Raw genomic sequence first — 13,215 nt, forward strand, 5'->3', positions numbered from 1 at the left:
TAAATAATTCAATATCATTATACAACAATGTTCGGATTCTGTGAAAGTATTTATACAAATTCAATCTTTAGTTTCTTTCCAAATGCATGCGCTATTTTCTGTAAAGTTTTTAAGGATGGGTTGCCATCACGTCTTTAATATGGCTCTATTACTCTATTACAGAGATGTCATTTTGGTTCTTTTAACCAAAAACTCATCAATAAGCCTATAACACCTACCGGTATCAAGGTCATCAATGCCGTTTGTACGTCATAGATATCTGCTAGATGTCCTACATAAGGTGCCACAAGGCCCCCTAAGGTAATCCCAAGACCTAGCGTAATACCTGATGCAAAGCCTGCATTTTTTGCAAGGTATTTTTGACCTAGTACCGTAATTGGTCCGTATTGTGAGAATACACCAAAAGCCATCGGTATCATAGCACCAAAGAAGCCCCATATATTAGGTACAAAGATAAATACAAGTACAGATGGCAAGAAGATAAGATACCCTAAGCGCACGGTTTTTAGGAAGCCCAAACGGTCAGATAAGGCACCACCCATATAGGTAAGGACTGCCCCCATCGTGAAGTACGCAGTAAGGGCCAAACTAGATGCACCGGCTTCACCATTAATAACAGTAATATACAAAATAGGAATAAAGATAGCCAATACAGAGAAGAGTATAGATCGAGAAGCAATCACAAAAAATAACTTACCGAAACTCACCCAATCATTTGTACCGGTACTAAGAACCTTAGCACGGCTTTCACGGTTACCAGTATCAGCAGAATCAGCAATATCAGTATCATCGGTATCAGCTTCACCCTCACCCATAAAGGCATAAAGATATAACAATACACCAAGTAGAGCGATAAGCGTAAATACCCAAAGGAATTGTCCCCCAAAGACGTAAACACCACCAGCAATAAAGGGTCCCAACGCAAAGCCCGCACTGCCGCCGACTGCAAAGCGGCCCATGGCGTTACCGATTTCATGAGATTGCGTACGATTTACAAGAAGAGCCGCCTCGGGATGGAATAACGCAGCACCTACCCCGGCCAAGAGCGACAAAGCAAGAATCATTTCGTAACTCGTAGCCAATGCCATAGCGCTAATCGACACAAGAGTCACCGTAAACCCAACGGGAATAAACCAGGGTACGCGCCACCGATCTGCCACATAACCCAATACGGGCTGTGCCACGGAAGCCACCACGGTATTACAGAAAATGATGGAAGCCGATTGATAATAATTAAGGCCAAAGTTAGCGATAAAAAACGGTATGAGGGCCGCCAGCGAACCTTGACCAAAGTCATTAATACAGTGAAAAATAGGCGGTCCGTACTTCCGTATAATACGTTTCATATAACCTCCTAAAACAAATAGATGGTTTCCTAATGTAAGACGAGTATATAAAAGCCTGCTAGAAAACTAATTTATAATTATCTGTTAAAATAATATACTTCTATCTAAAATGGCATATTGCTTTCAAAACAAAAAAGGTAGATATAGCCAACACCTACTGCATGTACCATAGGCTTGTTGGTCTATACCTACCCTAGTCTTTCATATGTTATGTGGGAAGTACCCTACAATTATAGGCCAAAGCGAGCCATGATTGTATCTACATGTCTTAGCAATTTATACGGATCAAAGCATGCATCGATTTCCTCATCAGTCATGTACTTCTTAATGTTTTCATCAGCTTTTAAACCTGTTGCGAAATCTTTGCCTTCAAGCCAGCGTTCCATAGCATGTTTTTGAACCCAACGATATGCTTCGTCACGTACCGCACCTTTGTCTACAAGGTGTGTCAAAATTGTTTGGCTAAATACGAGGCCCCCTGTAAGGTTAAGATTTTTAAGCATAGTTTCAGGGTATACCAACAATTTATCAATGGTTCGGATTGTTAGGTGCAACATATAATTTAACGAGATTGTCGCATCCGGCAAGATAACTCGTTCTACAGAGCTATGAGAAATATCGCGTTCATGCCACAATGCTTGATCTTCGTAAGCAGATTGTGCATAGCCACGAAGTAAGCGAGCCATACCGCAAATTCTTTCACATGTGATAGGGTTGCGTTTATGAGGCATCGCAGAGGAACCCTTTTGTTTAGGGCTAAAATATTCTTCTGCTTCGCGCACCTCTGTACGTTGTAAGTGACGGATTTCTAAAGCGATTTTATCCAATGTGCCGCCTACAACAGCAATAGTGGACAACAATTCAGCGTGACGGTCACGTTGCACCACTTGTGTAGCAATTTTAACAGGTTCAAGACCTAATTTTTCACACACATATTGTTCTACGAATGGATCGATATTGGAGTATGTACCAACAGCGCCAGACAATTTACCAACGGCAACGCTTTTACGCGCATGTTCCATGCGTTCAATATCACGTTCTACCTCTGCCATCCACAACGCCAATTTCAAGCCGAATGTAGTTGGTTCGCCGTGGATACCGTGGGTACGGCCAATCATAGGTGTGTATTTGAACTCAGCTGCACGACGACGCAATACTTCGTGCAAACGCTTTAAATCATCAATTAAGATATCACAGGCTTGTTTCATCATATACCCAAGCGCCGTATCTTTCACATCTGTAGAGGTAAGACCAAGATGGATGTATTTAGCCGCTTCAGGACCTACGTATTCGCCCACTGCTGTTACGAAGGAAATGATATCATGATTCGTTTCCTTTTCGATCTCATGAATGCGCTCAACGTCGAAATTGCCCTTTTCCCGAATTGTTTTCGCCGCTTCTTTAGGAATAACGCCCAACTCAGCTTGTGCCTCAGATGCGAGGGTCTCCACCAATAACATTGTGTCGAATTCGTTGCGTTCGCTCCAAATATGGCCCATTTCTTCTCGTGTATAACGTGGTATCATGATATCTCCTTTGCATGATAAAAGCTAGATTTATAGGATTATTGTACCATATGTGAAAGCTCCATTCAACGAACGGAACTAAATTTTCCGAATGATAATTATATTAATTTTACTTATTGTTCGTATTTATTAAATTAATTATCACTTTAACGATTTTCTTTAAGACTTTGCTTGAGATTATATACCTCTATCCCTTCATTGATACGTTGTATTCGCTTAATCATTTTTGGATGAGTAATAAACAAGCGACTGAAAAATCCTGTACTTTCACAATCATATAATTCACCATTCTCTAGAATACCAATTTGTTCAGTAGCAAGTCCTAATGAAACTAGACCATCACGCAGCTCCCGCCCCAAACCAATCGAAACGGCATAGGCATCAGCAGCATACTCTCGACGACGGCTATCAAAATAATAGGTAATCCACTTCGGTAATAGAAGTACATATTTCACGATTGCAATCATAACGATAAGAATTAATTGAATAATACGTACTACGATATTAACAATTGGTATAATAGCCAGTATATTTAAAGCAAAATTTAGATATATTACAAGATTTAAAATTAATTGCCCTAGTCGATCCATAGCATAGGTAATGGTTAAATAGATAGTATCACGATGCCGTAAATGGCCTAATTCATGGGCAAGAACACCTAATAAATGCCGTTTATCTAACGAATACAAGGCTCCTGTATAAATCGTAATGTGATTTAATCCAGATGCAAAGGCATTAATTTCCTCATCTGTACGCATGCGCAATATCAGTGAGTTACGTGCTACACCGCTAAATGCACATAATTCCTCAAACAGCGGTTCAATATATTCAGATTCTTCTGCATTTGGTTTTCTTTCACCTTGCAATACATGGACAATCCAACTAAAAGGTGGCAAAAATAATCCGATGGCCACAATAATAGGCAACGCAAAGGATATAATAATATATACATCGAGCTTATCCACTAAATGTAGCGGTTTTATAAGCCAGTCCCATGAAAACGGATACACATATTGAACTACAGATTCTAAAATAGGAAAAAATACAAATACAATAATAACATTAACAATATAGGTAAGAATAACTTGAATCATAATCTCTCACTTTGATTTCTCATATAGTTATATAGTAATAAATTAATTTATAATATATCATAGCTATACATTGTGATATATAATAAACATACAGACTAAATGTACTGCGAATAATTGCTCAATCTATACACGAGCTTTATACTAATAGTAACAAACATTTCTACTATGGGGGAGGCTTTCATGGCAACTTTAAATCGTAAGGAACGCCGCGCACAGCGCAACGAATCTAATACTATAGGTATTCTATTACGTCTATTCTTTGGGCTCAGCTTTATCGGCTTGGCGGTAGTCCTTTTTGGCGAGTTTGATTATAACTTTATCTTCTCCATCTTTACGGCAGACATCGTAGTATCTTTAATTTACGTAATGACGAATAAATCGCGTATTACTACATCCTTAGCAGTAAACACAAATGTACGCGTTATCATCGCATTTCTCATCATGTTGATTACCATGTTCTTCTATGCTTTTGCATTGTGGCGAGCTGATCAATTCAGCACTCCTATGCAAGTCACATTATTCATCGGCGGCGCCATCGTATATCTAGCCGTCTTCAACTCCACGAAAACAATACTTACCAATCAAAATTAATACAATACATATAATTAATCCTTGAAATATAACTCAACATGACTCAGATAGAACAAGTATTTCATAGTAATACATAGTATCAATCAATACAATCATTTTTTACAACCATAACAAAGAGGCATATCCCATACTAATGTATGTAAGATATGCCTCTTTATTGTCCTAATACAACAGGAACCGCTAGATATACAGGTTCCCCTCTTCGATTGATAATAGAACCACTGCTTTTAACAATGCGTATTGCTTCCTCTTTGACTGGTTGCGGCACATCTTCTGCGATGAGCGGTGTATGTTCTCCTACGATGACATGTCCATTAACGTCAAAGTTAACGCGCACTACAACCTTACCTGTTACGATTGACCCCTTCCCCTGTTCTTGTACAGTTCGTAAATATTCTTGGGGGTTGATATCCGACTTTTGTAAAAGCGCTTGTTGACCTGGTGTTAGGAGTCCCCACGCAAGATCAGATAGGAAGGATAAATCACTAGCTTCGGCAAAGCCGTTTCCATTGGCATTCGGATCAGATGTTATATCCTTACCCATAGGAGCATTGTCAGGTTTAGAGAATTTCCCGTCTTTGGAATCATTTCCACCCGTAACTACAGCTTGTTCATTATTAGTCGTTTCCGATTCTATGACCTTTGGAACGGCCCATTCACGACGAGCATTAGATGTAGTCTTATTGGCATTTAAATTGTGAGCACTTTCATCACCTGTATTTTCCGTTACAAGAGGATCTGCCTTAGGCGCAGGCCCTTCTGGAGTCGGAGGTTCAACCGGTGGCTTATCCTTAGGTATAGGCTCAATAGCCGTAGTTTCCGCATCACTTTCACTATCCTCAGGCAGATGAAAGCTAACCTCTGCAGCATCATAAGCCACACCGGTTCCAACGATGCCACGCAAGGAAAACCCCATGCCAGAGATAAGCATGATGGTAATGCCTAAAGATACAATAAAAGGTTTCAGATAATGTGATTCAAACATGGAATCACTTCCGTTCCGTAGCGACGCTAATATATTTAGCACCGTTCACCTTGAGCATGTCCAAAAGCTCGATAACATCGTTATAATATACATCTTTTGAAGCACGAATCACAAAGGCCTGTTGAGGTGCTTGTGTAACGATAGATTTGACCTCTTGCGCCAAGCGATCCGAAGAGATTTCCTGATTATCGATATATAGCGTGTGCGTTGTAGTTAAGGTAATGGTGATAGGTTCGATAGATTTCGCCGTAGACGTCGATGCAGATGGTAAATTAAGCGGAATTTGTTGCTCTGTATTCATGTACAGCGTGCCTACCATGAAAAATACTAATAAAAAAAATACGATATCAATCATAGGAATAATCATGATGGTAGGCTCTTTTTTAACCCCTAACGTGCGTCGTCTCATATATCATGTTCCTCGTTGTACGCATCAAGGATGTTGCCGCACTCATGTTCTAATGTCGCCACAGAATCATTAACCTTTGCTGCACAGTAACTGTGAAAGCCAAGGGCAATAATGGCCACGGTCAAACCTGTAGCCGTTGCCACTAAGGCTTCAGAAACACCACCTGTAATAATGGTCGGAGCCCCAATATCGCCGCCTACCACAGCAAACGCACGAATCATGCCGAGGACCGTCCCTAGCAACCCCAATAACGGAGCCATTGTTACAACCATGCTGAGCCAACTAAGGCCGCGTTTTAAACGTTCATCAGCGTACGACACCACATCTTGAAGGCGATTTTCCAAGCCATTATAATTCTTTGCATTGCGGATAGCACGGGCAAATAAAGAACCAAGTTCCTCTGTATCCCGTTCTAAAACACTTGGTAACATAATCCAAGATTGATTCTTCTCTAAGACCTTATTAAAACGGCGCAAGTCCTTTGTAAACTTGCGATATAGAAAGATACGTTCAATGCCAATCATCAAGGTAAACAGTAAAAAAATCACCAGCGGATACATAACAAATCCACCAGCTACAAATAAATGCGCTATACTACTCATACTAACCTCCAAAAGCCACATACCTTTAGGCTCTATCCGGGTTAATTATACCACGTTTTATCCCACCGAAAACAGATATAGAGCGTAAAACCACAACATAAATAGATATAGGACGACTTACAAGATAAATATAGACTAATTCGCTAGATAGACATAAGCTAGCTAAAGTCCACAGGATAAAATTAAAATACAAAAAGGCTGCACTAGAAATGATATACATTCTAGTACAGCCTTTTATGCGTTCCTAAATAGATTAGTCTTTTTTAATAAAGCCTACAATGAAGCCACCTACTGACAGTGCAATGCCTAAACCGCTACAGAACATGCCAATAGTATACCACAATGTGTAAGATTGGTTATTCTCAGAAATCGCCTTTGCTGCCGCTTGAGCATTTGTAGCATTTCTCGCAATTTCCAAATTAGCCGCCCCTGGATCTGGATTTAATAATAGAATCGCAATACCAATAATTAGAACGACTACACCTACAGGTAATAATAATTTTTTGTTCATTTGAATGCCCCTCTCGTAACATTAAACGATTAATAAATAATATAACTTAATTATACACTGATTTTTGCATTTTAAAAAGATGAACTTATATATTAATCATCTTTTATTAGACAATTAATGGGAACTAGTTATTATGATATAGAAAAAGGCATAGTATGCAACTACTATTGGTCCAAATCCAACAGTGAAATTAATACTATGCCTTTTACAAATACATCTTTAATTATATCGAAATACATACGATTGCTAACGGAGTGCGTATTAAGATAAGTTATGCCGGCTTATCTAATATATATTTAACAATACAATATGTATTTACCGATCTACTTATTGTAAAGACTTATCGAAAACGCCAATAAGCTCTTCAACGGCTTGAGATTCGCTCATTTCACCGTCTAAGACAGCAGCTTCGACTTCGCCCATGCGACCTTGAATGACTACATTATTAAAGAATAGGTTGTGCAAGTGTTCGTCAATCATATCGCGTACCCAACGGAGGGATTGTTCTTGACGGCGTTTTAAGAAGACCCCATTTTCTTTGCCTTGTTCAGTGAATTCTTGGATAACATCCCACAATTCATCGAGGCCATCCTTTGTGACAGCTGAACATGTATAGGCTTGAGTCTTCCATTTTTCCGTAGCTGGACGAATGTAATGTAACATCCGATCATAGTCGCTACGAGCAATGAGAGCTCGTTTGAGGTTATCCCCATCAGCCTTGTTGACCACAATAGCATCAGCAAGTTCCATAACGCCTTTTTTGATGCCTTGCAATTCATCGCCTGCCCCCGTTAAAACGATGAGCATAAAGAAGTCTACCATGGAACGCACGGTAACTTCGCTTTGCCCAACCCCAACGGTTTCAACGAGAATAATATCGTACCCAGCAGCCTCGCAAAGTAGCATAGTTTCTCTACTTTTACGAGCCACACCGCCTAGCGTACCACCAGCCGGCGATGGACGAATATAAGCCTCTGGATGTTTCGTCAACGTTTCCATCCGCGTTTTATCACCCAAGATACTGCCTTTTGTGACTTGGCTCGTAGGGTCTACAGCCAGTACGGCAACCTTGTAACCCGCTTCAATGAGCATGTTACCGAAGGCTTCAATAAACGTACTTTTACCGGCCCCAGGCACACCAGTAATACCGATGCGCAATGCCTTGCCCGTGCGAGGCAATACGGCTTGCAACACCTGTTGAGCTAGTTTGAAATGGTCCTTATTATTACTTTCTACTAATGTGATAGCCCGTGAAAGTATAACGCGGTCCCCCTGCTCGATACCGCGTACATAATCAGCGACAGTTAATTTCTTTCGCCGCTGTACGGGACGTACCGCTGGAGCCAGATGAGCAGAGCTGGATAAGAGGCCGTCATGCATTTCCTTGACGCCTTTCATTACGTGACACGCGTAAGTGTCATCTTTTTTCGCTTCTTCTGGCACCCAGTCGGGACGATAGGTACTACCCTCGGTGCTTGCGTTTTTTACACCTAATTCAGGGGCTTTGCCTTCACCAGTGGTGAAAGTTGCGTCCTGTGTATTGCGCAATTCATCCGGAGTAGGCCGTTTGTTATCAGTCATGAGACTCGTCTTGAACGTGACTAGTCAATGTTTCTAGTAATTTTTTCGCCGCTACTGGCAAAACTGTACCAGGGCCAAAGATAGCCACTGCGCCATGTTCGCGTAGGAATTCATAGTCCTGAGCAGGGATTACGCCGCCGATGGCAACTAAAATATCTCCACGGCCCCGCTTGTTGAGTTCCTCTACAAGTTGAGGCAATAATGTCTTATGCCCCGCCGCAAGAGAACTAAATCCGACAATATGAACGTCATTATCCACCGCATCTTGTGCTGTTTCTTCTGGAGTTTGGAACAAAGGTCCGATATCCACGTCAAAGCCCATGTCCGCGAAGGATGTAGCGATAACTTTGGCACCACGGTCATGACCGTCTTGGCCCATCTTCGCAATCATGATACGAGGACGACGACCTTCGAGTTCTTCAAAGTTATCCGCCATTTGGCGTACTTCTTTGATTACATCGTCATCTTCAAATTCACTGGAGTATACACCGGAAATAGAGCGAATAACCGCTTTATGACGGCCGCATACCTTTTCAACAGCAAAGGAAATTTCACCCAAGGACGCACGAGCACGAGCTGCTTCAAGTGCAAGGGCAAGCAAGTTGCCTTCGCCCGATTCTGTAGCCTTTGTAATCGCTTCAAGACAGGATTGAACCTTTTCTTCATCCCGGTTAGCACGCAATTGTTCAAGGCGACGAATTTGCGCTTCCCGTACAGCTGTGTTATCTACGTCGAGGATATCCAATGGATCTTCTTTATCTAGACGATATTTATTGATACCAATAATCGCTTCACGACCAGAGTCGATACGAGCTTGGCGACGTGCCGCAGCTTCTTCGATACGCATCTTAGGAAGCCCTGTATCGATAGCTTTCGCCATACCGCCAAGGGATTCGATTTCTTGAATATGACCCCAAGCGCGACGAATCAATTCGTCTGTCAATGCTTCTACATAATAGGAACCGCCCCATGGGTCGATAACCTTACATACCTTAGTTTCATCTTGGATGTAAAGCTGAGTATTACGCGCAATACGTGCAGAGAAGTCCGTAGGCAACGCGATCGCTTCATCAAGCGCATTTGTATGTAGAGATTGCGTATGACCTAATGCGGCACCCATCGCTTCCATACATGTACGAGCCACGTTGTTGAACGGATCTTGTTCTGTAAGAGACCAACCAGATGTTTGGCTATGAGTACGAAGTGCCATGGATTTAGGATTTTCAGAGCCGAAGCTGTTGATAATCTTAGCCCACAACATACGAGCCGCACGCATTTTTGCCACTTCCATGAAGTAGTTTTTGCCGATTGCCCAGAAGAAGGACAACCGTGGTGCGAACTGGTCAACGTGAAGACCTGCATTAACACCGGTACGGATATATTCGAGACCATCGGCCAATGTGTAACCTAATTCGATATCTGCAGTAGCGCCCGCTTCTTGCATATGGTAGCCAGAAATGGAGATACTGTTGAACTTAGGCATGTACTGGGATGTATACGCAAAGATATCACCGATAATACGCATGGATGTAGCTGGAGGGTAAATATAGGTATTACGTACCATGAACTCTTTCAAAATATCATTTTGGATTGTACCAGCCATAACCTTTTTATCTACGCCTTGTTCTTCACCAGCCAAGATGTAGAACGCCATTACTGGCAATACGGCGCCGTTCATTGTCATGGATACGGACATTTGATCAAGAGGGATACCGGAGAATAGAATTTCCATGTCGAGGATGGAGTCTACCGCAACACCCGCTTTACCAACGTCACCTACTACACGAGGATGATCGGAGTCATAACCACGGTGAGTAGCAAGGTCAAAGGCGATAGACAAGCCTTTTTGGCCCGCTGCCAAGTTACGACGATAGAATGCATTGGATTCTTCCGCCGTGGAGAAACCAGCGTACTGACGTACTGTCCAAGGACGAGTAACATACATTGTGGAATAAGGTCCACGCAAGAATGGAGGTACACCAGCCATATAGTCAAGGTGTGTCATCCCTTCATAATCCATCTCTGTATAGAGAGGCTTTAGTTGGATTTGCTCCATTGTTGTATTATATAAATCTTCAAAGCTTTTTCCTGTTTCTTTTTGAAGTTCAGCAAGCCATGCATCGCGAGATGTTGCTGTCTGAGATCCCAAGCCAAGAGAGGAGAAGTCTGGATTTTTAAACATGAGCTCACATCCCTTTCTTATCTTGTAACGTATTCAAGATTTCGTAACAATTTGCACGAACAGAAATGAAGTCGTCTACGCCAGCTTCACGGTATACAGGTTCTAAGTCCTTAGGAGGTGCCCCTGCTAAAATAACCGTTACATGCGGCATAGTTTCTTTCAATTCCTTAGCGAGTGGTGGTACCAATTCTGGATAGGTATCATCTGTAGAACAGATAACAACTACATCAGCACCACTTTCACGAGCAGCCTTCGCCGCATCAGCCGTTGTTTCATGGCCATCATTTTTGATAACTTCAAAAGCCCCTACTTCGAAGAAGCCTGTGGAGAAGTCCGCACGAGGTTTATGTTGAGGGATTGGCCCCATGTTAGCCAAGAATACCTTCACATTATCTTTCGTACGTTGTTTATAATTCTCAGTGCGCATGCGAAGTGCTTCAAACTGTTCAGTCCAGCGATGAGCTGCAATGGATTCAATCGTTTCGGAAGCAATATCGCCAGCATCTAAAGCCTTGCGGATTTGACGTATTGTTAATTTTTGTAATGCACCGAGTTCAATAAGGCCAATCAAAGCGCCTGGCTCTGTCGTACCTGCTTCTAGGGTAGCCTGTGCTTTCACAACCGCATCTGGCTCCGCACTCGCCAAGTACTCTTCGATTTGAGCAACCCGTTTTTGACGCAATGTTTCTTGATTTTCTGGTTTTGGATCAAGCAATTCTTCAGTCATATTCGCATACATGTTGTTACCTACAGCCACATCTTTGCGGAATGCAAGGTTTTTGAAGCGTTCATCAAGAACTGCTTTAACTTGAGCTTGTGGATAGCCTTCTTTCAAGGCTGCTATTATACCACCTTTAGCCTCAATAGTTTGGAATTCAGCCCAAATTTTTTCGCATAATTCAGCTGCCAATGTTTCCACATACCAAGAGCCACCTACAGGGTCCACTGGTTGACGCAACTCGAATTCAGTTTGCAACATAACTTGAATATTACGGGCAATACGGCGAGAGAAATCGTCAGCTTTGCGAATTGGTTGGTCGAATGGGGACACTTCAAGGCTATTCAAACCGCCTACAACGCCAGAGAATGCTTGTGTTGTATTGCGCAACAAGTTTACATATGGGTCGTATACAGTTTTTGTGAAAGCCGACGTTCTGCCGTGTACATGAACAGCACGGTCAGCTTCTTCTGCACCGAAGGCCTCCATGATGCGAGCCCAAAGCACCCGCAATGCACGTAATTTAGCAATTTCCATGAAGAAGTTTGCACCCAAGGAGAATGTAAACATCATACTGTTAGCAATAGTGTGAATATCGATGTTCCGTTGTGCTAATTGACGAACATAACAAACTGCTGTTGCCAATGCATACGCAACCTCTTGCACATCATTAGCGCCACCATTAGCGTATACATCGCCAGATACGAGTACAGTTTTAAGTTCTGGAGCTTGTTCTTTAGCCCATACAACAGTATGTGCCATTTCATCAAAGGCTGTATCTAAAGACATGTGCAATGTACCATCTTTAGCCCAAACACCAATAGGGTCTGCACCAACGAGACCTTTCAAGTCAGAGGTTTGTTTTTTAGAGCCTTTCACCGTAGCGGCTAACATACCGAGCAAGATAGCTGCAGAAGCACCTGTTTCAATGTATAAAGGGTTTTCCTTCAAATTAAAACGCTCAATCAATTGGCTACAATCATCCATAGTAGACAGAGATGTACCGCCGATACCAACAGCTGCGCCTACTTGCACATCTTGATCATGGCGTGTTGCTTCATCAAGGCGAATATTGTGAATGGTGCCACCTTTTACAATTTCGTATAAACTTGCATGATTAGCATCCTTAGGAAAGGATTCGTCTACATATTGGGATACGCCCCAAGAGTCTTTAATATAACCACTTGCCTTTGTGCCACGTAGGAACTCACCTGCCCCAGGGTATACACCCTTTGGAATTTTTTCTCCATGCAATGCAGGCGTATAAATTGGTTGTAACGTAATTCCCTCATAGGTTTTAGTGAACATCTTCTTATGGAAGTCGCCACCTTTTAACGCTTTTTCAACCTCGGCCTGCCATTGTTCATACGTAGGTTTCTTAAACTCATCAAAGGATACAGGTGCTAATAAATCGCGTTCAGCATCCTTTGAAGTCTTTTTGTCAGACATATATGTGCCTCCTTTTCAACTCGAAACCATACCGAGAAACAGCGCACCGTACCTGCGAATTGTTAGATATATGAATCACTCGAGCTTTATCTTATTGGACCACATCAACCTCAAAATGTGTCCATCTGTTTAATATCTATAAAACCTGATTCCTATACTCAACATCCACTCTAAGGGCAATAAAAAACGTGCCACCTAAAGTGACACGTAAGGTTTCTTAT

Annotated in this window: 11 protein-coding genes; 1 reads left to right on the forward strand and 10 read right to left on the reverse strand. The window is 42.0% G+C overall.

All coding sequences use genetic code 11. The annotated features are described in order from the left end of the window. Positions 1–167: 167 nt before the first annotated feature. The 3 genes from VPHSUH08_RS08770 to VPHSUH08_RS08780 all read right to left on the reverse strand — a co-directional run bounded on the left by VPHSUH08_RS08770 (position 168) and on the right by VPHSUH08_RS08780 (position 3,966). The gene (locus tag VPHSUH08_RS08770; RefSeq protein WP_024061494.1) at positions 168–1,346 is read right to left on the reverse strand and encodes an MFS transporter; all 1,179 of its coding nucleotides are present in this window, start codon (positions 1,344–1,346) and stop codon (positions 168–170) included. A gap of 230 nt (positions 1,347–1,576) precedes the next feature. Then, positions 1,577–2,872: an adenylosuccinate lyase gene (purB, locus tag VPHSUH08_RS08775; protein WP_008714679.1), complete on the reverse strand. Its 1,296-nt coding sequence runs from the start codon at positions 2,870–2,872 to the stop codon at positions 1,577–1,579. Between the two features lie 146 nt (positions 2,873–3,018). Continuing rightward, complete coding sequence (locus VPHSUH08_RS08780) at positions 3,019–3,966, reverse strand: zinc metalloprotease HtpX (protein ID WP_004698199.1); 948 nt, start codon at positions 3,964–3,966, stop codon at positions 3,019–3,021. 180 nt (positions 3,967–4,146) lie between these two features. Here VPHSUH08_RS08780 and VPHSUH08_RS08785 point away from each other — a divergent pair, with 180 nt between their 5' ends. Beyond that, positions 4,147–4,557, forward strand: a complete 411-nt coding sequence (locus VPHSUH08_RS08785; protein ID WP_004698294.1) for a hypothetical protein — start codon at positions 4,147–4,149, stop codon at positions 4,555–4,557. Between the two features lie 154 nt (positions 4,558–4,711). Here the strand turns inward: VPHSUH08_RS08785 and VPHSUH08_RS08790 are convergent, their stop codons facing one another. From VPHSUH08_RS08790 to VPHSUH08_RS08820, 7 genes are all read right to left on the reverse strand, one after another. After that, on the reverse strand, positions 4,712–5,542 hold the full coding sequence (locus VPHSUH08_RS08790; RefSeq protein WP_105087259.1) for a hypothetical protein: 831 nt from the start codon (positions 5,540–5,542) through the stop codon (positions 4,712–4,714). Between the two features lie 4 nt (positions 5,543–5,546). Then, entirely contained in the window at positions 5,547–5,951 is a 405-nt protein-coding gene (locus VPHSUH08_RS08795) for a biopolymer transporter ExbD (RefSeq protein WP_004694558.1), read from the reverse strand. Then, on the reverse strand, positions 5,948–6,553 hold the full coding sequence (locus VPHSUH08_RS08800) for a MotA/TolQ/ExbB proton channel family protein (RefSeq protein ID WP_077707807.1): 606 nt from the start codon (positions 6,551–6,553) through the stop codon (positions 5,948–5,950). Before VPHSUH08_RS08800 ends, VPHSUH08_RS08795 begins: the two co-directional genes overlap by 4 nt. A gap of 253 nt (positions 6,554–6,806) precedes the next feature. After that, the gene (locus VPHSUH08_RS08805; protein ID WP_004694554.1) at positions 6,807–7,064 is read right to left on the reverse strand and encodes a hypothetical protein; all 258 of its coding nucleotides are present in this window, start codon (positions 7,062–7,064) and stop codon (positions 6,807–6,809) included. Positions 7,065–7,391: 327 nt separating this feature from the next. Then, positions 7,392–8,645, reverse strand: a complete 1,254-nt coding sequence (gene meaB / locus VPHSUH08_RS08810) for a methylmalonyl Co-A mutase-associated GTPase MeaB (protein WP_004694551.1) — start codon at positions 8,643–8,645, stop codon at positions 7,392–7,394. Then, on the reverse strand, positions 8,638–10,827 hold the full coding sequence (gene scpA / locus VPHSUH08_RS08815; RefSeq protein ID WP_004694550.1) for a methylmalonyl-CoA mutase: 2,190 nt from the start codon (positions 10,825–10,827) through the stop codon (positions 8,638–8,640). Before scpA ends, meaB begins: the two co-directional genes overlap by 8 nt. Positions 10,828–10,831: 4 nt before the next feature. Then, a complete protein-coding gene (locus tag VPHSUH08_RS08820; RefSeq protein WP_105087260.1) occupies positions 10,832–12,994 on the reverse strand; it encodes a methylmalonyl-CoA mutase family protein in 2,163 nt (720 codons plus the stop codon). Between the last annotated feature and the right edge of the window lie 221 nt (positions 12,995–13,215).

Origin of the sequence: Veillonella sp. S13054-11 (genome assembly GCF_002959795.1) — a bacterium.
Lineage (GTDB): Bacteria > Bacillota > Negativicutes > Veillonellales > Veillonellaceae > Veillonella > Veillonella parvula_E.

Excerpts from the sequence above, each read along its gene's own strand:
- VPHSUH08_RS08780 (WP_004698199.1), bottom strand. The coding sequence starts at position 3,966 with ATGATTCAAGTTATTCTTACCTATATTGTTAATGTTATTATTGTATTT.
- meaB (WP_004694551.1), bottom strand. The coding sequence starts at position 8,645 with ATGACTGATAACAAACGGCCTACTCCGGATGAATTGCGCAATACACAG.
- VPHSUH08_RS08795 (WP_004694558.1), bottom strand. The coding sequence starts at position 5,951 with ATGAGACGACGCACGTTAGGGGTTAAAAAAGAGCCTACCATCATGATT.
- VPHSUH08_RS08770 (WP_024061494.1), bottom strand. The coding sequence starts at position 1,346 with ATGAAACGTATTATACGGAAGTACGGACCGCCTATTTTTCACTGTATT.
- scpA (WP_004694550.1), bottom strand. The coding sequence starts at position 10,827 with ATGTTTAAAAATCCAGACTTCTCCTCTCTTGGCTTGGGATCTCAGACA.
- VPHSUH08_RS08790 (WP_105087259.1), bottom strand. The coding sequence starts at position 5,542 with ATGTTTGAATCACATTATCTGAAACCTTTTATTGTATCTTTAGGCATT.
- VPHSUH08_RS08820 (WP_105087260.1), bottom strand. The coding sequence starts at position 12,994 with ATGTCTGACAAAAAGACTTCAAAGGATGCTGAACGCGATTTATTAGCA.
- VPHSUH08_RS08800 (WP_077707807.1), bottom strand. The coding sequence starts at position 6,553 with ATGAGTAGTATAGCGCATTTATTTGTAGCTGGTGGATTTGTTATGTAT.
- VPHSUH08_RS08785 (WP_004698294.1), top strand. The coding sequence starts at position 4,147 with ATGGCAACTTTAAATCGTAAGGAACGCCGCGCACAGCGCAACGAATCT.
- purB (WP_008714679.1), bottom strand. The coding sequence starts at position 2,872 with ATGATACCACGTTATACACGAGAAGAAATGGGCCATATTTGGAGCGAA.
- VPHSUH08_RS08805 (WP_004694554.1), bottom strand. The coding sequence starts at position 7,064 with ATGAACAAAAAATTATTATTACCTGTAGGTGTAGTCGTTCTAATTATT.